This window comes from Nocardia sp. CY41, assembly GCF_009829325.1.
Lineage (GTDB): Bacteria > Actinomycetota > Actinomycetes > Mycobacteriales > Mycobacteriaceae > Nocardia.
In genome coordinates this window covers 88,159-109,315 of the sequence record NZ_VUOS01000010.1, presented here as the reverse complement: position 1 = coordinate 109,315, position 21,157 = coordinate 88,159, and the positions used below count along the sequence as shown (strand labels likewise).

Below are 21,157 nucleotides of genomic sequence, written 5' to 3'. Positions count from 1 at the left end.
CGGCGTGCGTGATTCCCGGTGCTGGCAACCGTGGGCGGAGGCTGGGGACAACTTGATCGAAACTGGGGACAGACCACGGGACGCGGAGGGAGAAGGGCGCTGAGCGATCGACCCACGGAGCCCGAATCCGCAGGACCGGAACCCGAATTGCGCGGGATCGACCTGGCCCGGCGAGCCTTGGAGGAAGCGCGCGCCGCGGCACGGGCGAGCGGCAAGTCCGTCGGTCAGGGGCGTTCCTCGCCTCAGCGCAGGCTGCGGACCGGAGCGCGCAGGCGCACCGGATGGTCGGGCGCGGGCCCGGACGATCGCGATCCACAGCTGTTGTCGAAGTTGGCCGGCTCCCTCGCCAAGAATCGCGGGTGGTCGGCCAAGGTGGCCGAAGGCATGGTCTTCGGCCGTTGGGCGGGCGTGGTCGGCGAGGACATCGCCGCGCATGCCACGCCGGTCACCTTGAAGGACGGCGTGCTGAGCATCTCCGCGGAGTCGACCGCCTGGGCAACCCAGTTGCGGATGCTGCAAGGCCAGATCCTCGCGAAGATCAACGCCGCGGTCGGTCAGGGTGTGGTGACCTCGCTGAAGATCTCCGGACCTGCCGCACCGAGCTGGCGCAAGGGCGAGCGTCATATCAAAGGTCGCGGACCGCGCGATACGTACGGATGACCATGCCGGGCAGTATCTGATACTTGGTGTTACGTTTATTCCGAAGCGGCGTTTCACGTGGAACGCCCCGGTTCGACGTCCGCACCGGAAGCCTGCGACGTCGGATCGGAACCGACTGGGCAGAAGGAACCTCGATGACGATCACCACGGCGGTGGGTCCGTTTCCGGCGACGGCGACCCGGACGGTTCGCCGAGACGGCGTCGAGCTCGCGGTCTACGAATGCGGCAACCCCGAGGGTGTGCCGGTACTGCTGATCCACGGGTGGCCCGATACCCATCTGCTGTGGAGCCGGGTGGCGGCTCTGCTCGGCGGCCGCCATCGTGTGATCGCCTTCGACAACCGGGGCGCGGGCAGCAGTTCCGCGCCGTCCGCGGTCGAGGCCTATCGGATCGAGGAACTCGCGGCCGACGTGCGTGCGGTCATCACCGCGGTCTCGCCCGGCGAGCGGGTGCACGTCCTCGGACACGATTGGGGGTCGGTGATCGGATGGGAGGCGGTCGCGGCCGAGGACGCCGGATCGTCGATCGCATCCTTCACTTCGGTGTCCGGCCCGAACCTGGACTTCCTCGGCGCCTATCTGCGTGGGCCGCTCACTCCGGCGCGGCTGCGTGGCGCGCTGGCCCAGGCCGTCGCTTCGGCCTATACCGTCGCCTTTCAGATCCCCGGGTTGCCGGACCCGGTGCTGCGGATTCTCTCCGGCCGGTGGCCGCGATTCCTCGCCTTCTTCGACGGGCTCGACCCCGCATTGGTGGAGACGGCGCCGACACTGCGCACCGATATGCTGAACAACCTGAAGCTCTACCGCGCGAACATTCGTTCCCATCTGCGTCGTCCGCGGCCCCGTCCGATCGAGGTACCCGTTCAGCTGATCGTCGCCACGCGGGACCGCGCCGTGCGGCCCGTGGCGAACGCCGAGGCAGATCGGTGGGTGCCGCGCCTGACCCGGGTGGAGATCCCGGCGCGCCACTGGTCGCCGATCTCACACCCAGCGGAGCTGGCGCGTCATACCGCCGCCTTCGTCGCCCGGATCGACGGCGCTCCCGGAGCGTGCGAGCGCGATCGGGCAACGCATCTCTGAGCCCACTTCTGCTGGATCAAAACCGCCGTCAGGCGCAACGGAGTCGGCGGAATTCGATTTCTCGCATCCACGGCGCTGTGAGGGGTGTCGGAGGTGGGTTGTAAGTTGGGTGTACCAGTAGGATGGTTACGTAACTAGCGGCGATACCTTCGGCGCGTTCCACACAGTCCACGGCCGGACCCTAATTCTCGAGCCAGACATGAACCAGGGCCTCACGTGTGCTGTCCGATCGCTCTATGCCGGGATCAGCAAGTAAGGAGAGCTACCGACCAGTGGCTGCCAAAGACTCCAACGCATCGGGTTCGACCAAAGCGACCGGGAAGCAGGACTACGGTGCCTCCTCCATCACGGTTCTCGAAGGACTCGAGGCGGTTCGCAAGCGTCCGGGCATGTACATCGGCTCCACCGGTGAACGCGGTCTGCACCACCTGATCTGGGAGGTCGTCGACAACTCCGTCGATGAGGCGATGGCCGGATACGCGACGAAGGTCGAGGTCACCCTGCTGGCCGACGGCGGTGTCGAAGTAATCGACGACGGCCGGGGCATCCCCGTGGAGATGCACGCGCAGGGCATCCCGACCATCGAGGTCGTCATGACCCAGCTGCACGCGGGCGGCAAGTTCGACTCCGAGTCCTATGCGGTGTCCGGTGGTCTGCACGGCGTCGGCATCTCCGTGGTCAACGCGCTGTCGACGCGGCTGCAAGCCGAGATCGACACCGGCGGCCATCACTGGACCCAGGAGTACAAGGACGCGAAGCCCGGCAAGCTCATCCAGGGCGACCCGACGAAGCGGACCGGCACCACCATCCGGTTCTGGCCGGATCCGGAGATCTTCGAGACCACCACCTTCAACTTCGAGACCGTCGCGCGCCGGTTGCAGGAGATGGCGTTCCTGAACAAGGGCCTGACCATCGTCCTCAACGACGAGCGCGTCAGCGACACCGAGATCACCGACGAGGTGGTCAGCGAGACGGCCGAGGCGCCCAAGCACGCCGAAGAAGGTGCCGCGCCTGCCGAGCACAAGGTGAAGTCGCGGACCTACCACTACCCCGGTGGCCTGGAGGATTTCGTCCGCCACATCAACCGGACCAAGCAGCCGATCCACAACTCGGTCGTCGCGTTCACCGGCAAGGGCACCGGCCACGAACTCGAGGTCGCGATGCAGTGGAACTCCGGCTACTCGGAGTCGGTGCACACCTTCGCCAACACCATCAACACCCATGAGGGTGGCACGCACGAAGAGGGCTTCCGCGCGGCGCTGACCACGGTGGTCAACAAGTACGCGAAGGACAAGAAGCTCATCAAGGAGAAGGACGGCAACCTCACCGGTGACGACATCCGGGAGGGCCTGGCCGCCATCGTGAGCGTCAAGGTCGGCGAGCCGCAGTTCGAGGGTCAGACCAAGACCAAGCTCGGCAACACCGAGGTGAAGTCGTTCGTGCAGCGCACCTGCAACGAGCACCTCACCCACTGGTTCGAGGCCAACCCGGCCGACGCCAAGACCATCGTCAACAAGGCGGTCTCCTCGGCACAGGCCCGTGTCGCCGCGCGCAAGGCGCGTGAGCTGGTACGGCGCAAGTCCGCCACCGACCTGGGCGGCCTGCCGGGCAAGCTGGCCGATTGCCGGTCCAAGGATCCGAGCAAGTCCGAGATCTACATCGTGGAGGGTGACTCCGCCGGCGGCTCTGCCAAGTCCGGGCGGGACTCGATGTACCAGGCGATCCTCCCGCTGCGCGGCAAGATCATCAACGTCGAGAAGGCGCGCATCGACAGGGTCCTCAAGAACAACGAGGTCCAGTCGATCATCACCGCGTTCGGCACCGGTATCCACGACGAGTTCGACATCGGCAAACTGCGCTATCACAAGATCGTGCTGATGGCCGACGCCGACGTCGACGGCCAGCACATCTCCACGCTGCTGCTGACCTTGCTGTTCCGGTTCATGCGCCCGCTGGTCGAGCACGGGCACGTCTACCTGGCGCAGCCGCCGCTGTACAAGTTGAAGTGGCAGCGCAGTGAGCCGGAGTTCGCCTACTCCGATCGAGAGCGCGACGGCCTGCTCGAGCGTGGCCTTGCCGCGGGCAAGAAGATCAACAAGGACGACGGCATCCAGCGCTACAAGGGTCTGGGCGAGATGAATCCCAAGGAGCTCTGGGAGACCACGATGGATCCCAGTGTCCGGGTGCTTCGTCAAGTGACGCTGGACGACGCGGCCGCGGCCGACGAGCTGTTCAGCGTGCTGATGGGCGAGGACGTGGAGGCCCGCCGCAGCTTCATCACCCGCAACGCCAAGGACGTCCGCTTCCTCGACGTGTGATCCGCCCGAGGCGCCGCCGGTCCCGGTGGCGCCCGGCAGTCTGCGCACGTCAGCCCGTTAAGGAGACTTCTTCATGACCGACATCACCCTGCCGCCGGACGGGGCGGGCGACCGCGTCGAACCGGTCGACATCCAGCTGGAGATGCAGAACAGCTACATCGATTACGCCATGAGCGTGATCGTCGGCCGCGCACTGCCCGAAGTGCGCGACGGCCTCAAGCCGGTGCATCGCCGCATCCTCTACGCCATGTACGACAACGGGTACCGGCCCGATCGCGGCTATGTGAAGTCCGCGCGTCCGGTCTCGGACACGATGGGCAACTATCACCCGCACGGCGACTCGGCGATCTACGACACGTTGGTGCGCATGGCCCAGCCGTGGGCGATGCGCTACCCGCTGGTCGACGGGCAGGGCAACTTCGGCAGCCGCGGTAACGACGGCGCCGCGGCCATGCGCTACACCGAGTGCCGCCTCACGCCGCTGGCGATGGAGATGCTGCGCGAGATCGACCACGAGACGGTCGATTTCATCCCCAACTACGACGGCAAGACGCAGGAACCGGTGGTCCTGCCGAGCCGCGTGCCGAACATGCTGATGAACGGCAGCAACGGCATCGCGGTCGGGATGGCGACCAACATCCCGCCGCACAACCTGACCGAGCTGGCCAACGCGATCTACTGGGCGCTGGACAACCACGACGCCGACGAGGAGACCACCCTCGCCGCGTGCATGGAGCGGATCAAGGGCCCGGACTTCCCGACCGCGGGTCTGATCGTCGGCACCCAGGGCATCCACGACGCGTACACCACCGGCCGCGGCTCCATCAAGATGCGCGGCGTCGTCGAGATCGAAGAGGACAATCGCGGCCGCACCACGATCGTCATCACCGAGCTGCCCTACCAGGTCAACACCGACAACTTCATCAACGCGATCGCCGAGCAGGTCAAGGACGGCAAGATCGCGGGCATCGCCGACATCCACGACGAATCCTCCGACCGCGTGGGCCTGCGCATCGTGGTGACGGTCAAGCGCGACGCCGTGGCCAAGGTCGTGCTGAACAACCTGTACAAGCACACCCAGCTGCAGACCAGCTTCGGCGCCAACATGCTGTCCATCGTCGACGGCGTGCCGCGCACGCTGCGGCTGGACCAGATGATCCGGTTCTACGTCAACCACCAGTTGGACGTCATCATCCGGCGCACCAGGTACCTGCTGCGCAAGGCCGAGGAGCGGGCCCACATCCTGCGCGGCCTGGTCAAGGCGCTCGACGCGCTCGACGAGGTCATCGCGCTGATCCGCCGCTCGGCCAACACCGACACCGCGCGCACCGGCCTGATGCAGCTGCTCGACATCGACGAGATCCAGGCGACCGCGATCCTGGACATGCAGCTGCGCAGGCTCTCGGCGCTGGAGCGGCAGCGGATCATCGACGATCTGACCAAGATCGAAGCCGAAATCGCCGACTACAAGGACATTCTCGACAAGCCGGAGCGTCAGCGCGCGATCGTGCGTGACGAGCTGGCCGAGATCGTGGACAAGTACGGCGACGACCGGCGCACCCAGATCGTCTCCGCGGACGGCGACGTGGCCGACGAGGATCTGATCGCCCGGGAGGACGTGGTCGTCACGATCACCGAGACCGGCTACGCCAAGCGCACCAAGACCGACCTCTACCGCAGCCAGAAGCGCGGCGGCAAGGGCGTGCAGGGCGCGGGTCTCAAGCAGGACGACATCGTCAAGCACTTCTTCATCTCCTCGACGCACGACTGGCTGCTGTTCTTCACGAACAAGGGGCGGGTCTACCGGGCGAAGGCCTACGAGCTGCCCGAGGCCAACCGCACCGCGCGCGGCCAGCACGTGGCGAACCTGCTGGCCTTCCAGCCGGACGAGAAGATCGCCCAGATCATCCAGATCAAGTCCTACGACGACGCGCCGTATCTGGTGCTCGCCACCAAGAACGGCCTGGTGAAGAAGTCGAAGCTGACCGACTTCGACTCCAACCGCAGCGGCGGCATCGTCGCGGTGAATCTGCGCGACGAGGACGAGTTGGTCGGCGCCGTGCTCTGCTCGTCCGACGACGACCTGCTGTTGGTTTCCGCGCTCGGTCAGTCGATTCGCTTCTCGGCGACCGACGAGGCGCTGCGTCCGATGGGACGCGCCACCTCCGGCGTGCAGGGCATGCGGTTCAACGACAGCGATGAACTCCTGTCCCTCAATGTGGTTCGCGACGGCACATATCTGCTGGTCGCCACGTCCGGCGGCTACGCCAAGCGCACCGCGATCGAGGAGTACACCCCGCAGGGTCGCGGGGGTAAAGGCGTATTGACCATCCAGTTCGACGCGAAACGTGGCACCCTGGTCGGGGCGCTCATCGTCGACGACGACGACGAGTTGTACGCGATCACCTCCGGTGGCGGCGTCATCCGGACGGCGGCGAAGCAGGTTCGCAAGGCCGGACGACAGACCAAGGGTGTGCGATTGATGAACCTGGCGGAGGGCGATACCTTGCTTGCGATCGCGCGCAACGCCGACGAGCCCGATCCCGATCAGGTCTCCGGTGGCGGCGACACCGTCTCCTAGCAGTAATCCAACAGCGGCGGCAACGAACGGACCCAAGGATTCCCATTGACCACTCCGAATCAGCCGAATGACGAGCGGCACCAGACGAACGGCGTGACCGAGCGGATCGCACCGTCACCGATCCCGCCGCGGCCGATCCCACGGCCGGTCGCCTCGGCCGAGAACGGTCAGCCCGGCGGCGGCCAGCAGAGCGGCGGTCAGCCGGGCGGTCACCCTGGCGGCGGTCACCCCGGTGGCGCGCAGCCGGGTGGTCACCAGGGCCAGCCGAACGGGCCGCAGTCCGGCGGACATCCGGGCGGGCCGCCGGCGAACCAGCCCGGCGGCAACCAGCCGAATGCTCAGCCGCACGAGATCCGCGATCAGCAGGGTGATTTCGCTCCGCAGGGCGCGCCGGACCAGGCGCCCGGCGGCGACGGCCACGACCGCTTCGATCAGAAGACGACGCGGATCAACAGCCAGGCCCCGCATTCCGCGCCCGAGAGCGAGGACAAGCAACCGGTCGGTGCCGCCGCCAACGGCGGTCCGCAGTCGCCGTACCAGGACGGGTGGGCACAACTGCCGCAGCGGGAGCCGCAGTCGAACCTGTACCGCCCCGGGCAGGCGCCGGTCACCGGACGCCCGAACTCCGGCGGTGGCGGCGGTCTCGGCGGCGGCACGTCCAACGCCCGCACCACCGCCGACCTGGCGGCCAAGGCGGCGCGTAAGGAAGCGGCCATGGTGAAGTCGGTCGGCATCGACGGGCCCACCCGCAGCATCGCGCGGCCGGAGCTGATCAAGGACATGCCCGACCTGTCCGAGATCCGCCATCCGCTGCCGCCCACCGAAGCCGCCGCCCCGCAGCCCGGGCCGGTGTCGCCCGCGGTCCCGGTCGCGGTGGCAGCGGTGGCCTCCGGAGAGCCGCTGCGGGCCACTGTGCAGATCCGTCGCATCGATCCCTGGTCGACGCTGAAGATCTCGCTGGTGATCAGCGTGGCGATGTTCTTCGTGTGGATGCTCGCGGTCGGCCTGCTGTACATCGTGCTGGAGGGCATGGGTGTGTGGGAGCGGCTGAACAACACGTTCACCGACATGGTGTCGCAGGACAGCGGCTCGGTGGGCTTGATCGACGCGGGCACCGTGTTCGGCTACGCGGGCGTGATCGGCCTGATCAACGTCGTGCTGTTCACCGCACTCGGCACCGTCGGCACGTTCATCTACAACCAGTGCTGTGACCTCGTCGGCGGTATCCAGGTCACCCTGGCCGACCCCGACTAGTCATCCAGCGCCCGAACGGCCGGTACCAGCCACCGCAAGGTGGGGTACCGGCCGTTTTCGTTCGTATTACCCTTCATGAAGCGCGGGTGCACGCTGTCGCCGCGGAGGCCGCTCGCTTGCTCTGAATGAGCCGCAGTAGTGCCTCTACCAGCCGTTTTGGTTCAGTAGACGAGTGTTGTGTAGTCTCTACACGTTGTTGTTACCGCGGACAACACGACTACGGGCCTATAGCTCAGGCGGTTAGAGCGCTTCGCTGATAACGAAGAGGTCGGAGGTTCAAGTCCTCCTAGGCCCACCCACGAACCTTCAGGTCAGGACCACATTCGCCGCTCCAGGCACCTAGGTCATGTCACATGGTGTCACAGCAGGCTTTTGACCCGCATCTCGAGGCGTTTCCGACCCAGGAGACACCTTCACTGTTCACTCCACGCCCCCGGCGCCGCTCCGACGGTTCTATCGCCTGGCAGGTCCAGTTCGAGTACGACGACGAGGACGGCGTTCGTCGCCGCTCCTAGGAAACCTTCGACGACTTCGCGCCCGCGGAACGCTGGGCCGGACTCGTCGACCGCATCGGCGTCCACGAGGCTTTGAAAGTGCTGGAAGTCCAGCGCCGTGACGGCAGCGGCGTCCGCCTGACCGACTGGCTGACCCGCTGCACCGAGCGGTTGCGCGGCGTGTCCGAGCCTGTCCGGCGCAAGTACCACGCCTACATCCGCAACGACATCGCGCCGTTCTTCGGCGACACCACCGTCGACGCCGTCACCCAGGACCTCGACGCCGCGTGGATCGTGTACCTGGAGCAGGAGAAGGGCAACGCACCGAAGACCATCCACAACAAGCACGGCTTCCTGTCGGGCGGGCTGCGGGCGGCCACGCTGGAACGACCGGAACCACTGATCGCCTACAACCCGTGCACGGGCACGCGGCTGCCCGCCACGACGCGCCCGAACTCGACATCTTCGACAACTACGAGTGGGAACTGTTCGAACAGCTGCTCGGGCAGCGCTGGCGGGCGCTGGCGGAGTTCGGCCTGGTCTCCATGGCCCGGCCCAGTGAGATCTTCGCCCTACTTGTGGGTGACATCGAGCCCCACACGGGTGCGGTGCGCATCAGCAAGGCGTGGAAAGACGGCGGCAGCCGCCTCGAGCTCGGCAAGCCCAAGACGAAACGCGGCGTGCGTGCGGTACACGTCCCGCTGGAGACACTCGACCGGCTCGATCTCGATCGTCCCGGCGACGAGCCGCTGTTCCACACCGTCAACGACACGCCGATGACCGCGGGCAACTTTCACAAGAGGGGATGGCAGCCCGCGTTGCGCCGGCTGAATGCCCTCGCGCGGAGGCCAGCCCGACATTTTACCGAGGACCGTGCGGGAACTAGATCAAGGCCGGGTGCAGGCGTGGTCGCGATTGAACGAGCCGGCGCTTCCGGTGCCGGTGGGGAGGTTGCGGGTGGCGTCCGCGTATGCCTCCCCTGGGGTCGCCCCTTTACCGAAGCCCACGATCGGGAACCCTGCGACGATCGCGAGCGGACTCGTCACGACTGCACCGCAGCCGTTCGCGAACGTCACCATCATCCGGCAGTCGATGATGCCTTGACCCTTGCACGCTCGGTCGGCGGCTTGAATGGCGTCGGCTTCCGTTGGGTGGTTGACCGAAAACGCGTAGACATTGCCCCACACGCTGAGGGAAACGGCGCCCCAGTTGACCGGGTCGGCGGCGGCGGGCGGTGCCGCGAGGACGGCAGCGGCGCTCACCGAGAGCGCGGCGGCCGCAAAGAACTTGTTGAACATGTGGTGTGTGCTTCCTGTGCGCGCCGACCAGGTGCGGCGATCGCATGGAAGATACCGCAGCGCATGGACGCGAGGTCGCCCCGAAAGTCCTGGGGTCACGGCAAATACCGTCACGAACTGCGGCGTTCGTGAGGGCCGAGATCGATGGGGCTCGCGCGCCACTGATGGCCCGTGCCGGCTGCGGCCGCCACGCTGACCGATTCACCGACAAACGGCGCCAGAATTGACCCAGCACAACCATGATGAGTGTTCGCCGTCACCAGGAACGTGTATGTTTACGTACTGAAATGTACCCAAACGTCGCGAGTTGGGGTTCAAATTCGCTGTTGGAGTAGCGTTTTGAAGCCCTGACCAGCAGTTTCGGCGGTCGTGAGGCACGGAGGTTCAAGTCCTCCTAGGCCCACTCCCTTCACCTCATTCGGTCGTTGACCATTCGAATCACTGGCACTGCTGATCCCGCGGTCGCGATTGTCCTCAGCGGACAGGAGAACTCTCTCGGTCGACGCGGGACGCTCGCGCCGCTGACACCGACTTGGCGGATCTGCCCGGCACTTACTCGAACGATGCCCACTCGACGCAACGCCGGGGTGTGGGGCTCGCTCCCCGCAAACGCGGAAACGACGAAGGCTCATGCTCCCTACGAGCATGAGCCTCCGAGGAGTGGAGCCTAGGGGAATCGAACCCCTAACCCCTGCCTTGCAAAGGCAGTGCTCTGCCAATTGAGCTAAGGCCCCATCTGCGTCCGCATGCACAGACGCCTCGAAAACGGTACCTTCTCGCCGTTGACATGGTCAAAACGGCAGGTGGTCATCGCGCGATCAGGCGGCGTCGCCGCGCGCGAACACGTCATCGAGGGACGGTAGGGGACGCGAGCAGATGTCGCGCGCCTCGTCGGCGGAGAGGCCGAACATCCGCAGCAGGTCCTCGGTGACCTGATCAGTGGCGGCCGCGTCGTCGCGGTCGGGATGATCGTGCAGCAGTTGGCCCAGGCACAGGGCGGCGCCGGCCACGATGGTCATGGACAACTCCGCATCGCTGGTCCGGAACCGGCCCGCGCGAGCGGCGGCCTCGATATCGCGACGAGCGCGCGGGGCGAGTCCCTTCTCGGAGCCGATCAAGATCAGCCCATTGTTCAGGAGCACCTTGCTCGAGGTGGGGATTCTCCGATGCATACGACCGGTCAACCGGAAGCTCTGCGCGAAGACCTCGGCCGGATCCTCGATGCCCTCGGTCAAGGTGTCGAGCACGGCGCCGTGCATCTCCAGCGCTTCCTCCACCGCCGCCCGGAGCAGGTCCTCCCGGCTCTGGAAGTGGTTGTAGAACGACCCCATGCCCACGTCGGCGGCCTGGGTGATCTCCAGGATCGGTGCGTTCGATCTGCCGGTCGCGATGAACGCCTGGGCCGCAGTGATCAGGGCGGCGCGGGTACGGGCCTTGCGGCGCTCCAAACGGTTGGGTTCCGCCGTCCCGGTGCGATCGGTCATGCCCGCTCCTCTCCCTGTCGGTGCCCGACCATCGTAGCCGCTAGTACTCAGTCATGACGAAGTCATCAGCGTAGCTTGGTTGCTGGCCGACGGCCGTCGTTACGACGACGTCGTCGCGGGCCGGTACGTCATCGTCACCACGATCGAGCCCTCATCGGCGGAGCACACCCGGATCCGCGAGCGCGGGGCGGAGCTGGTGATGGCAGCTCCAGGGAGCGAACCGCGGCGCTGGCGTCGTGCAGCGCACCGCCCGTGCACTTGCGCGGCGATGCCTTGTTTCCTGGCCGGTCAGGAGGCCGGTCGTGCCGGTGCACCGGACTCGGCTGGTCCTGGGCGGCGTCCCGGTGGCGCAGTAGGGTGGAAGCCATGAAACTTCTCTGCACCGCCGGTGTCGTGGTCCTGGTTCTGTTCGGCATCTCCAAGTTGCGCCGGCGCAGCGAGGCGGACATGTGGCACGAGGTCACCAGCCGCTGATCTCCGGGGCCTTAGCTCAATTGGCAGAGCACTGCCTTTGCAAGGCAGGGGTTAGGGGTTCGATTCCCCTAGGCTCCACAGAATAAGCATCTCGGACACCGTCGTGCTGTGTCCAATTGGACACAGCGGCGGTGGCGGCACAGCCGGAACAAGGCGTCGCAATCAGGCGGTATTCGCGCGTACTGTGCCAGACTGGCCACGCACAGTAATGCACTCCTCATCCTCGGAGGACCGTCTATGACGAATTCTGTTGCGCCACTCGAATTGCCCGAACCTCTGGTCATCACGCTGGGGAATCTCAAGGGCGGTGTCGGCAAAACGACATCAGCGTTCTTCTTGGCGAGCTACTTCGCTTCGGTTCACGAACTGCGGGTGCTGGTGATCGATGCCGACCCGCTCAGCCAGACCGGATACTCCTGGTACCGGCGGCTGGTCAAGGGGGGCATCGACGTGCCGTTCGAACTGGTCGCGTTCCCGTCGCGGCATGTCGGCGACTGCATCACCGACAATTCCACCGATTTCGACGTCATCATCGTGGACGCCGGGGGCGAGTCGGCCGACATCTTCAAGGCGGCTGTTCCCGAGAGCGACGAGCTCCTGCTGCTGACCAGTGTGAGTCCGTCGGAAGTCAAACGCGTGCCCAGCACTTTCAAAGCCGCCGAGGAGGCGGCGGCCGATACCGACCGGGAAATCCGGGTGCGGGTGCTGATGACCAAAGTGCCGGTGATCATGAAGAAAGGCGTCAACGTCTCGACCGAATACCGCGCTCAGCGCGGCCATTTGGAAAGCGCGGGGTACGACGTATTCGATTCCTACCTGAGCGCCTGGAAATGGTATCGGGAGGCGGCCGACGGGGAGGTCGGGGAGGGCGCCGAGAACCCGATCGAGGATTTGGGAGAGTACCGCCGGGTGGGCGACGAGCTGGTGAATTCGTACCGGGCCCTGATGGAGGTGCCGGCCTGATGCCTCCGCAACGCAGGAAGGGTTCGATCGGTGGCAGCAATCCGCTATCCGACGGCGCCGAACACACACCGCCGGTGTCACCGCTGCGCGATGCCGAGTGGCGGCGGCCGAAGGCGGCCGTGAGCCCGAATGTCTTGACCATGCCGGTGCCGGATGCCGGCGACGGTCCGCTGAGTGATGGGGAACGTGCGCAGTTGACGGCGTGCGAGTCGTCGATCGACACGTTGCGCATCGCGTTCTGGGCGGCCGGGCGCGCCCTGCAGATCGTCCGGGACGGCCGGCTCTACCGCGACAGCCACGAGACGTTCGACGAGTACGTGGAGCAGCGGTGGGACATGCAACGGTCCTACGCGCACAAGCTCATCCGGGCTTGGCCGCTCGCCGCGCGGCTGCACCCGATGGCGCCCGCGATCAACGAGGGCCAGGTGCGTGAACTGCTGCCGGTGGTGGCCGAATACGGCGAAGAGGCCGCGATCACCGTGTACACCACCGTGGCGGCGGGCACGGGGGTGAAGGTGACCGCGGGGAAACTCCGGCAAGCGGTGGCGCTGCTGCCCGAACGCTATGACGAAGAAGTGGTGGTCGAGCGTCTGCAAGCGTGGCTGCGCGGCGAACTGCCGGACGACCCGAACGATCGCGCCGCCGACATCTTCACCGCCATGGAGTCCCGGCTCGCCGCGCTGACGAAACGCGTCGTCAAAGGTTCGAACGACGACCCGCGCGCGGCCCGCGAATTCGCGGCGAAGCTCCGGACGATCGCGAAACAGATCGAAGAGCAGATCACCGCGTGACGCACGGACCTGCATTGCGCCCCGCAGCGGAAACGTTTCCCTGCGGGGTGCTTTGTGTCCCGGAGGATTGCATTTCGTGGCGCGAAATATATATTGCCGGGCCCCGCACGGAACGAGTTATTGTTTTGTTACGGAAATAAACGCGTGTTGTGCTTTACGTCGTGCACGCTATGCCGAAAGGTGAACGCTCGGATCGGATCCGCTGGACTGACGAAGCACCGTGATGGTTTTCGAATCAATTCGAGGTCTCAGGTGAGGTCCCTCGCGCCATGAACTACGGCGGATGGCCCACCGATGGCCGGCGATATGAGCATCGGAGGACCGCATCATGGCATCATCGACCGACGTCCGATATACCCGCTACCTGCGACGTGCGCTGCTGTGGGCGTTCGCCGCCGGAGCGGCCGCCCTCCTGGGCATGTGGTGCAACGCCGGGGAGGCATCGGCCCAGCCGGTGACCATCCCGGGCGTGGGAACGTTCGAGATCTCCGACGATATTCCGCTTCCCGAATCGCCGGAGAAGCTTTTCCGGAACAACGCCATACTTCCCGTCACCGAGTCGCCCGTCACCGGTGAATTCACGGAAATAGAGGCCATCGCAGGAGCCTCGGTGCCGCAAATCGAAATCGCGCCGGCCACGCTCGGCCCGGCGATCGAGTTCCCGATTTCGGTGGCCGTCCCCGTGATCGAGCTGCCGGTGCCGACGATCGTTCCGGCCATCGACATCCCGCTGCTCGGCCTGCTTCCTGAGATCGAGCTCCCCTTCCTGGGCGACATCCCGCAGATCATGCCGCGGGCGCCCACCCCGCCCGCGGCAGTGATACCGCAGAAGACCGCAGGCGAAATGGCGGTCGACGCGGCCCGGACCAAGATCGGATCCGATTACAGCTACGGCGCGGTCGGCCCCGACACCTTCGATTGCTCCGGACTGGTGCAGTGGTCCTATGAGCAGGCCGGCGTCGAACTGCCGCGCACCAGCTACGACCAGCTCGCCGCCGGAACGCCGATACCGCTGGACGACCTGCGCCCCGGCGACATGGTGTCGTTCTACGGCGGAAGTCATTCCGCCCTCTACGCGGGCGATGGCAAAGTCATCCACGCCTCGACGTACGGCACGGGAGTGACCACTTCCCCGCTCTCCTCGATGCCGGTGACCGGCGCCCGCCGCTTCTGACTTCCGCCGCGAAATCCGCACCGGCCGTTCCCGGTCAGACAGAGACTGCCGCAGCTTCCAGCCTCGCCAACGTCTCGGTATCCGGCCAGTGGCGAATCTCGTAGCGACGAGGTGCGAGATGAGGGACCGGGTCGATGCCGGTCAGCGCGACGACAGCCTCGAACGGAACCTCGAACAGGCGCTCCAGCTCCCCTCGGTCGTCACGGCAGAAGGCGACGTAGTCGGCCTCCGGCAGCAGGTAGTCGACACCCTCGCCCCAGACGGTGATCGTGTAGGGACCGTTGTCGCCATGGCCGTACATGACGGAACCGACGTAGGCGGGCTCGATGGCGTAGGGCGTGAACTCCATGTCGGTCTCGACGATCTCATTGAGAATCTGCGCTTGCGCGTCGTATTCGGTAACCGCCAGACCGCATCGGGCGCGCTGCACGGCGGGCAGGTGGCGATGAGCCGGCGAACGATCGAGCGGAATCACCGCTCCGCTGTCGTCCACGAGGTACCCCTGCGGCGAGATCGGGCGAGGCGCGTCACGGTACTGCTCTTCCACCGCCTCGAAAATAGGATCGAGATCGGTGACGCCGGAGGCGACGATCAGTGTGTCGACATCGGGCATGAACGCCACGGAGGACGTCCCGGTCCCGGCGAGCCGGCCGAGCAGCAGCGGCCAGGAGGAGCAGTAGCCGTTGCCGTCGTCGACGAAATGCAGGATGCCGTCTTCTTCGATACCGGCGAAATTCACGATCTCGCCGAGATTCTCGCGCGCGACCGTGAACACCTCGTCCGGGCTCACGCCCCACTCCTGCAACGACGCGTAGGTGACGATCGATCGGGTATGGGGCATATCGATGGCGACCATCTCGTCCACGAACGGAAAGGCGGGGCGCGCGACCGGTCGCGACTCGGGTTCGATTCCTACGCCGAAGCTGTTGGGACGCAGAACAGGTCGCAGCATGGATCGAACCGCAGGCCAGTCCGGGGCGGGGGCGCGTAGCTCGCTCAAGGCATCGCAGTGTTGTGCCACCCTGGCCTCGCGTTCCGCAATATCGAGCTCACGAGTTTCGTGAAAGATGTTGTGCAGATCGAGAATCAGATCTCCCGCGCGTATCGCGAACTCGTCGGGCTGGTATTCGACGTCGGTCTCGCCCAGCGTGGACAGCTGTCGCATCACGAGCGCGGCGAACGCGGTGGCTTCGTCTTCGATGTTCTGCACGCGGCCACCGTAGTCGTGATCGCCGACCGACGTCCGGCGGCGGCTTACTCGCTGAGGGGACCGTGCCGGTCCAGGTGCAGATAGGTGAATCCGGTGACGAGCAGGCACACCACGGTCGCGGTGATCAGCATCGCCCAGCCCGCGACCAGCAGGCTCAGCAGTCCGCCGAGCAGCGCGCCGAGCGCGAAACCGGCGTAGAGCAGGAAATATCCGAGCCAGTCCGCGTAATCGCCGCCGCTGAGATGGCGTTCGATGCCCTGACCCATCTTGACCAGCGTCCCGGTGACGTAGCTGAGCGGCACCGACACTTCACCGTTCTGCACGAACGACGTGTTCAACGCGCCGACGCCGAAGGCGACGAACATGATCGGCAGCAGACCGATCGGCTCGTCGGAGGCCTGGTACTCGAGGATGTCGACGGCCGAGGCCACGGCCAGGCAGACGGTGGTGAGCAGGGTGGGTCCGTGCGGATGTCCGGACCAGTAGCGCCTGCGGCACCACGAAGCCACCACGACCCCCGACAGGAACGACCCGAGCAACCCGGCCGCGGCCAAACCCATGTCCGGCTCGTCGTGGAAGTACCCGAGGATGGCTCGTTCGGTATTGCCCGTCATGAAGGTGACGAAATAGCCGGCCGTATGCATGAACGCCGCCGCGCCGATAAGACCGGCGAGCGCGGCGAGTACCCAGGACAGTCTGGCCTCGCTGTCGAAAAGCGCCTTCTTGCGACTTTCTTCCAGCTCCGGCACAGTCCGAGCTCCTTCCGATACGAGGCGACACCGCCAGTGAATCAGGCTTCTCGGTGGAATTCGTCCACGCAGCACCGACGGTTGCCATTTGCTTGCCGAAACCGGCAGGCCCCCGCATGGGCGTAGCGAGCCGTCCGCGCGGCCGCTCGGTTACCGTGCTGAGGTGGATACTCTGCTCGACTTCCTGCTGACCGAGCCGGTGGCGGCCGCGCCGCTGGACGATGTCGCCGCGGCCTGGACGCGGCATCGGGTGGCCGCGAACCGATTCGATCAACCGGTCGAGGTCGCGATCGCAGGCGGCTTCGGCGCCGACCGGCTCGGTTTCGCCTTCCTGTCCGGCTATCAGGAGGCGCTGCGGACGCTGATTCCGGATCTGCCGGACGACGAGCTGGTCGCGATGTGCGCCACGGAGGAGGGCGGCGGTCACCCCTCGGCGATCCGCACCGGGCTCACCGAGCGAGACGGGGTCTGGCTGGTCGACGGTGCGAAGTCGTTCGCGACCATGGGCTCTTTCGCGCGGCAACTGGTCGTGATCGCCAGCGTCGGTACGGCCGCGGACGGACGGAATCGCCTGCGCGCCTGCTTGATCCAGGCCGGCGAAGCCGGGGTGCGTCTGACCGATCATCCCCCGCTCGCGTTCGCGCCCGAGGTTCCCCATGCCTCGGTCGTGCTGACCGACGTGCCCGCGCTGGTGCTCCCAGGTGACGGGTATCTCGACTACCTGAAGCCGTTCCGGACGATCGAGGACATTCACGTGCTGGCCGCCACGCTCGGCTGGCTGGTGCGGGTGGCGCGGGCGTCGGCCTGGCCGCGCGAGAGCCTGCAACGGCTGCTGACCCTGGTGGCCGCCGTGCGGGGCCTGGACATCGATGCGCCGACTTCTCCGGGCGTGCACATCGCCCTCGGCGGCGTCTTCGCGTCCTTCGCTGCGCTGTCGACCGAGCTGGAGCTGTTGTGGCAGACCGCGGACCCGGTGATCCGGCAGCGGTGGGAGCGGGACCGTCCGTTGCTCGCGACCGCCGGGCGGGCGCGTGAGCAGCGGCTCATCGCGGCGTGGCGAGCGGTGGAAGCAGGAGGAGATCGGGCGGAATAGGCGCTCGACTGTCCCGGAAATGGGGAGCGGGCCTCGGCGAAGGGGGGGAGTTAGCCGAGGCCCGCGTAGGGTCGGCCCGGGGGGGAGGGGCCGACGAGAACGATGCTACTCGATGATCTGCGATTGTGTGTGCGTGGGGACGGCCACGTTCCAAGTTTTTTCGGGTTGGCTTACTTATGGCCGACTCGGGGCGGTCGCGGTGAGCCGACCAGTGGTCCGTGCTGCGGGCGGCTGTTGTCTTGTTGTTTGCCAAAATCCTTGTCGAACAACCGCTTCCGTGCAGTGCTGCCCCTTTGACCTGCCAAGGGGTGGGGCGGCGTGGAACATGCCGACCAGTCGCCGCGCAACGAATCGACAATGCTTCCGGGCGTGTCGGCACGCCGGTCACGGCTGCGCCGCGTGTCGCCGGTCTCCGTGCGACGACCGAACTGTGTCGTACCCCGATGCGAACATGCGTTCGTGTCCATCGACTCGATCGTTCGCGCCGAGCGAAACCGCTCGGCGCGAGAGCCCGCGTTCGAATCCTCGCGGTCCGAGTACGAGCTCCGCTCGATTCGGGTAGTGCGCTACGCGCGCTCCGCTGCCCGGCCCACGAGATCATCGAACCGGTCGCATTTCGATCCGGTACCCCCGAGCACCACTGGATCGGAATGCGGCCTTCTCGCGTGGCCCGAGCCGTCCGATCGGGGCGGAAACAATTCGGATGAATTTGTCGGCGGCCCGGACAATACTGGCTCGGTATCGGCCGGTCACCCGATCCAACGCAACGATCGGCGCTCGGCGGCGCACGCAAGCGCATCGAACGCAGCAACCTCAGGAGAATCATGCCCGACGCAATAGTCGCCGAGGGGTTGGTCAAGAGATACGGCCGGCTGGTGGCCCTCGACGGACTCGACCTGCGAGTCCCGGAAGGCACCGTCACCGCCTTGCTCGGACCCAACGGCGCAGGTAAGACCACCACCGTCCGGGTGCTCACCACCCTGCTCATACCGGATGCCGGGCACGCGACGGTCGCGGGAATCGATGTGCTGCGTGATCCGCAGACACTGCGATCCCGCATCGGGGCGTCGGGGCAATACGCCGCAGTCGACGAATATCTCACCGGTTTCGAGAATCTGGAAATGGTGGGACGTCTTTATCACATGGGCGTGCAACGGAGTAAGGCACGCGCGCGCGAATTGCTCGAGCGATTCCGACTCACCGAAGCCGCGGACCGGCCGGTCAAGGGCTACTCCGGCGGTATGCGCCGTCGCCTCGACCTCGCGGGTGCGCTGGTCGCCAATCCACCCGTCCTGTTCCTCGACGAGCCGACCACCGGGCTGGATCCCCGTGCCCGCCTCGACCTGTGGGACGTCATCGAGGAACTGGTCGCGAGCGGGACCACGTTGCTGCTCACCACGCAGTACATGGAGGAGGCGGATCGGCTCGCCGATTCCATCGCGGTGATCGACCGCGGCAAGGTGATCGCCAAGGGCACCGCGGACGAACTCAAGACCATGGTGGGCGGTGATCGCATCGAGCTGACCGTCGACCGCGCCGACAATCTCGCGACGGCCGAGGCCGCACTGAAGAGCCTGGCCGACGGCGAGATCCATCTCGAGCCGGGGTTGCGCCGGATCATCGTTCCGGTCGCCGACGGATCCCAAGCCTTGGTGGAGGCGGTCGGGCGGCTGGCCGAGCACAGCGTGCAGATCCACGATGTCGGTCTGCGCCGTCCGTCCCTTGACGACGTTTTCCTCACCCTCACCGGCCACGAAGCGGAGACGTTCGCCGCCGACAGCGCGTCGCAGGCCCAGGTGGAAGCTACGGAAGGAACGACCCGATGACCGCGACGGCTTCGGTCCCGGCACGGCCCTCGCTGGGCGCGCGACTGTCCATAGTGGTCAGCGACAGCGTGACCATCGCGAAACGCAACGTCATCAAGATCAAACGGGTGCCCGACGTGCTGATCTTCTCCACGTTGTCGCCGATCATGTTCGTGTTGCTGTTCGCTTACGTCTTCGGCGCGGCCATCGATGTGCCCGGTCTGTCCGGTGGATACCGCGAGTTCCTCATCGCGGGCATCTTCGCGCAGACCGTGGTGTTCGGCGCGACCTTCACCGGTGCGGGTCTGGCCGAGGACATGCAGAAGGGCATCATCGACCGATTCCGTTCCCTGCCGATGGCCTCGTCGGCGGTACTGGTCGGCCGCACGGTCAGCGACGTGGTGATCAACGTGGTCAGCCTGACGGTCATGTCATTGACCGGTCTGCTCGTCGGCTGGCGGATTCGCGGCTCGTTCCTGGACGCGGTGCTGGCCTACATCCTGTTGCTGCTGTTCGCCTACGCGGTGTCCTGGATCATGGCCGTGGTGGGCCTGCTGGTGCGGGCGCCGGAGGTCTTCAACAACGCGAGTTTCATGGTGATCTTCCCGCTCACCTTCATCGCCAACACCTTCGTCCCCAGCGACAAGCTGCCCACCGCCCTGCGCGTGATCGCGGAATGGAACCCCGTATCCGCGCTCACTCAGGCGACGCGTGACCTGTTCGGCAACACCAGTCCGCTCGCGCCGACATCGGACGCCTGGTCGCTGCGGCACCCGGTGATCACCTCCCTGGCCTGGGTGGTGGTGATCCTGGTGGTATTCGTGCCGCTGGCCCTGCGTCAGTACAAGAAGACCGTCAGTCGCTGATCTGCCGGGTGCGGGTCAGTGCTCGTGCTCCGCGCCGGCTCCCGCCACCGGGGTCGGTGCGGAGCCGTTGCGGGAGTATCCGATGCGCGGCGGCGCGGGGGCGGGCTCCGGCTGCTGCGGCCGCCGGGTGCGGACCAGATAGGCCACGCCACCCGTCAGCGCGACGGCGGCCGCGAGGATGAGCCGGTTACGTGAACGCGAAGAGACATGCAGGCGCCCCGAGGTCATGGGACCACTGTATGCACAGCCCGGCGATTCGCGCAGGAGGCCCAGCTCACAAGCCGGTCCGGCCCAGTTCCGCGGCCCTGTCGCGGACCGTGGCACGATGGGCGGCGTGACCTCACCGAATCAGACATCCGTGGCAACGCTGCACACGAATCACGGCGATATCAAGCTCTCGCTCTTCGGTAACCACGCGCCCAAGACGGTCCGCAATTTCCTAGGTCTCGCCGATGGTTCGGCGCCGTACACCACCGCGAACGCGAGTGGAGGCAACACCGGCCCGTTCTACGACGGCGCCCTGTTCCATCGCGTGATGGCCGGCTTCATGATCCAGGGTGGTGATCCCACCGGCACCGGGCGCGGCGGCCCCGGCTACGAATTCGGTGACGAGTTCCACCCCGAGCTGCGCTTCGACCGGGGCTACCTGCTGGCGATGGCCAACGCGGGGCCGGGCACCAACGGCTCGCAGTTCTTCATCACCGTCGGCCCGCAGCCGCATCTCAACCGCAAGCACACGATCTTCGGTGAGGTGGTGGACCCGGATTCCCGGAAGGTCGTCGACACGATCGCCGCCACCAGGACCGACCGCAACGACCGGCCGCTGGAGCCCGTCGTCATCACCAAGATCACGATCGAATGAGA

At 66.3% G+C, this 21,157-nt stretch carries 19 protein-coding genes and 3 tRNA genes; 14 read left to right on the top strand and 8 right to left on the bottom strand.

The window, feature by feature from the left end; all coding sequences use genetic code 11:
- The first annotated feature begins 99 nt into the window (after positions 1 to 99).
- From GVY64_RS12900 to GVY64_RS12875, 6 genes are all read left to right on the top strand, one after another.
- Complete coding sequence (locus tag GVY64_RS12900; RefSeq protein ID WP_159841144.1) at positions 100 to 660, top strand: DUF721 family protein; 561 nt, start codon at positions 100 to 102, stop codon at positions 658 to 660.
- A 134-nt stretch (positions 661 to 794) separates the two neighbouring features.
- Positions 795 to 1,739: an alpha/beta fold hydrolase gene (locus tag GVY64_RS12895; protein ID WP_159840968.1), complete on the top strand. Its 945-nt coding sequence runs from the start codon at positions 795 to 797 to the stop codon at positions 1,737 to 1,739.
- 272 nt (positions 1,740 to 2,011) lie between these two features.
- Positions 2,012 to 4,057: a DNA topoisomerase (ATP-hydrolyzing) subunit B gene (gene gyrB, locus GVY64_RS12890; RefSeq protein ID WP_159840966.1), complete on the top strand. Its 2,046-nt coding sequence runs from the start codon at positions 2,012 to 2,014 to the stop codon at positions 4,055 to 4,057.
- Between the two features lie 73 nt (positions 4,058 to 4,130).
- Positions 4,131 to 6,638, top strand: a complete 2,508-nt coding sequence (gene gyrA, locus GVY64_RS12885; RefSeq protein WP_159840964.1) for a DNA gyrase subunit A — start codon at positions 4,131 to 4,133, stop codon at positions 6,636 to 6,638.
- Between the two features lie 45 nt (positions 6,639 to 6,683).
- Positions 6,684 to 7,892 carry a DUF3566 domain-containing protein gene (locus GVY64_RS12880; RefSeq protein WP_236566792.1) on the top strand — a complete coding sequence of 403 codons (1,209 nt, stop codon included), beginning with the start codon at positions 6,684 to 6,686 and terminating at the stop codon, positions 7,890 to 7,892.
- Positions 7,893 to 8,113: 221 nt separating this feature from the next.
- Positions 8,114 to 8,187 (top strand) — tRNA-Ile (locus GVY64_RS12875).
- A gap of 118 nt (positions 8,188 to 8,305) precedes the next feature.
- Here the strand turns inward: GVY64_RS12875 and GVY64_RS12870 are convergent.
- The 5 genes from GVY64_RS12870 to GVY64_RS12850 all read right to left on the bottom strand — a co-directional run bounded on the left by GVY64_RS12870 (position 8,306) and on the right by GVY64_RS12850 (position 11,168).
- A complete protein-coding gene (locus GVY64_RS12870; protein WP_159840962.1) occupies positions 8,306 to 8,734 on the bottom strand; it encodes a hypothetical protein in 429 nt (142 codons plus the stop codon).
- Positions 8,735 to 8,958: 224 nt separating this feature from the next.
- On the bottom strand, positions 8,959 to 9,144 hold the full coding sequence (locus tag GVY64_RS12865; protein WP_159840960.1) for a hypothetical protein: 186 nt from the start codon (positions 9,142 to 9,144) through the stop codon (positions 8,959 to 8,961).
- Between the two features lie 129 nt (positions 9,145 to 9,273).
- Positions 9,274 to 9,684 (bottom strand): DUF4189 domain-containing protein, encoded by a 411-nt coding sequence (locus tag GVY64_RS12860; protein WP_159840958.1) that lies wholly within the window; start codon positions 9,682 to 9,684, stop codon positions 9,274 to 9,276.
- Positions 9,685 to 10,345: 661 nt separating this feature from the next.
- A tRNA-Ala gene (locus GVY64_RS12855) sits at positions 10,346 to 10,418 on the bottom strand.
- 84 nt (positions 10,419 to 10,502) lie between these two features.
- Positions 10,503 to 11,168 (bottom strand): TetR/AcrR family transcriptional regulator, encoded by a 666-nt coding sequence (locus tag GVY64_RS12850; RefSeq protein ID WP_159840956.1) that lies wholly within the window; start codon positions 11,166 to 11,168, stop codon positions 10,503 to 10,505.
- A 479-nt stretch (positions 11,169 to 11,647) separates the two neighbouring features.
- Here GVY64_RS12850 and GVY64_RS12845 point away from each other — a divergent pair.
- From GVY64_RS12845 to GVY64_RS12830, 4 genes are all read left to right on the top strand, one after another.
- A tRNA-Ala gene (locus tag GVY64_RS12845) sits at positions 11,648 to 11,720 on the top strand.
- A gap of 159 nt (positions 11,721 to 11,879) precedes the next feature.
- Entirely contained in the window at positions 11,880 to 12,605 is a 726-nt protein-coding gene (locus GVY64_RS12840) for a ParA family protein (RefSeq protein ID WP_159840954.1), read from the top strand.
- Positions 12,605 to 13,396: a hypothetical protein gene (locus GVY64_RS12835; protein ID WP_159840952.1), complete on the top strand. Its 792-nt coding sequence runs from the start codon at positions 12,605 to 12,607 to the stop codon at positions 13,394 to 13,396. The genes GVY64_RS12840 and GVY64_RS12835 overlap by 1 nt, the downstream gene beginning before the upstream one ends.
- 652 nt (positions 13,397 to 14,048) lie before the next feature.
- Positions 14,049 to 14,570, top strand: a complete 522-nt coding sequence (locus GVY64_RS12830; protein ID WP_442939574.1) for a C40 family peptidase — start codon at positions 14,049 to 14,051, stop codon at positions 14,568 to 14,570.
- A 34-nt stretch (positions 14,571 to 14,604) separates the two neighbouring features.
- On the opposite strand, the gene GVY64_RS12825 is transcribed toward GVY64_RS12830, so the two are convergent.
- Together GVY64_RS12825 and GVY64_RS12820 are read right to left on the bottom strand one after the other, a co-directional pair.
- Complete coding sequence (locus tag GVY64_RS12825) at positions 14,605 to 15,780, bottom strand: hypothetical protein (protein WP_159840950.1); 1,176 nt, start codon at positions 15,778 to 15,780, stop codon at positions 14,605 to 14,607.
- A gap of 44 nt (positions 15,781 to 15,824) precedes the next feature.
- Positions 15,825 to 16,529 carry a YoaK family protein gene (locus tag GVY64_RS12820; protein WP_159840948.1) on the bottom strand — a complete coding sequence of 235 codons (705 nt, stop codon included), beginning with the start codon at positions 16,527 to 16,529 and terminating at the stop codon, positions 15,825 to 15,827.
- Positions 16,530 to 16,692: 163 nt separating this feature from the next.
- Here GVY64_RS12820 and GVY64_RS12815 point away from each other — a divergent pair, with 163 nt between their 5' ends.
- From GVY64_RS12815 to GVY64_RS12805, 3 genes are all read left to right on the top strand, one after another.
- Positions 16,693 to 17,622, top strand: coding sequence for an acyl-CoA dehydrogenase family protein (locus GVY64_RS12815; RefSeq protein WP_159840946.1), 930 nt, complete (start codon positions 16,693 to 16,695; stop codon positions 17,620 to 17,622).
- An 824-nt stretch (positions 17,623 to 18,446) separates the two neighbouring features.
- On the top strand, positions 18,447 to 19,448 hold the full coding sequence (locus tag GVY64_RS12810; RefSeq protein ID WP_159840944.1) for an ATP-binding cassette domain-containing protein: 1,002 nt from the start codon (positions 18,447 to 18,449) through the stop codon (positions 19,446 to 19,448).
- Complete coding sequence (locus tag GVY64_RS12805; RefSeq protein WP_159840942.1) at positions 19,445 to 20,293, top strand: ABC transporter permease; 849 nt, start codon at positions 19,445 to 19,447, stop codon at positions 20,291 to 20,293. Before GVY64_RS12810 ends, GVY64_RS12805 begins: the two co-directional genes overlap by 4 nt.
- Before the next feature lie 15 nt (positions 20,294 to 20,308).
- On the opposite strand, the gene GVY64_RS12800 is transcribed toward GVY64_RS12805, so the two are convergent.
- On the bottom strand, positions 20,309 to 20,521 hold the full coding sequence (locus GVY64_RS12800; RefSeq protein ID WP_159840940.1) for a hypothetical protein: 213 nt from the start codon (positions 20,519 to 20,521) through the stop codon (positions 20,309 to 20,311).
- A gap of 106 nt (positions 20,522 to 20,627) precedes the next feature.
- On the opposite strand from GVY64_RS12800, the gene GVY64_RS12795 reads away from it, so the two are divergent.
- Positions 20,628 to 21,155, top strand: coding sequence for a peptidylprolyl isomerase (locus tag GVY64_RS12795; protein ID WP_324198123.1), 528 nt, complete (start codon positions 20,628 to 20,630; stop codon positions 21,153 to 21,155).
- Positions 21,156 to 21,157 lie beyond the last annotated feature (2 nt).

What these genes read in the sequence shown, in the direction of transcription:
- GVY64_RS12895 (WP_159840968.1), top strand. Translation starts at nt 795, where the DNA reads ATGACGATCACCACGGCGGTGGGTCCGTTTCCGGCGACGGCGACCCGG.
- gyrA (WP_159840964.1), top strand. Translation starts at nt 4,131, where the DNA reads ATGACCGACATCACCCTGCCGCCGGACGGGGCGGGCGACCGCGTCGAA.
- GVY64_RS12860 (WP_159840958.1), bottom strand. Translation starts at nt 9,684, where the DNA reads ATGTTCAACAAGTTCTTTGCGGCCGCCGCGCTCTCGGTGAGCGCCGCT.
- GVY64_RS12850 (WP_159840956.1), bottom strand. Translation starts at nt 11,168, where the DNA reads ATGACCGATCGCACCGGGACGGCGGAACCCAACCGTTTGGAGCGCCGC.
- GVY64_RS12840 (WP_159840954.1), top strand. Translation starts at nt 11,880, where the DNA reads ATGACGAATTCTGTTGCGCCACTCGAATTGCCCGAACCTCTGGTCATC.
- GVY64_RS12835 (WP_159840952.1), top strand. Translation starts at nt 12,605, where the DNA reads ATGCCTCCGCAACGCAGGAAGGGTTCGATCGGTGGCAGCAATCCGCTA.
- GVY64_RS12810 (WP_159840944.1), top strand. Translation starts at nt 18,447, where the DNA reads ATGCCCGACGCAATAGTCGCCGAGGGGTTGGTCAAGAGATACGGCCGG.
- GVY64_RS12805 (WP_159840942.1), top strand. Translation starts at nt 19,445, where the DNA reads ATGACCGCGACGGCTTCGGTCCCGGCACGGCCCTCGCTGGGCGCGCGA.
- GVY64_RS12800 (WP_159840940.1), bottom strand. Translation starts at nt 20,521, where the DNA reads ATGACCTCGGGGCGCCTGCATGTCTCTTCGCGTTCACGTAACCGGCTC.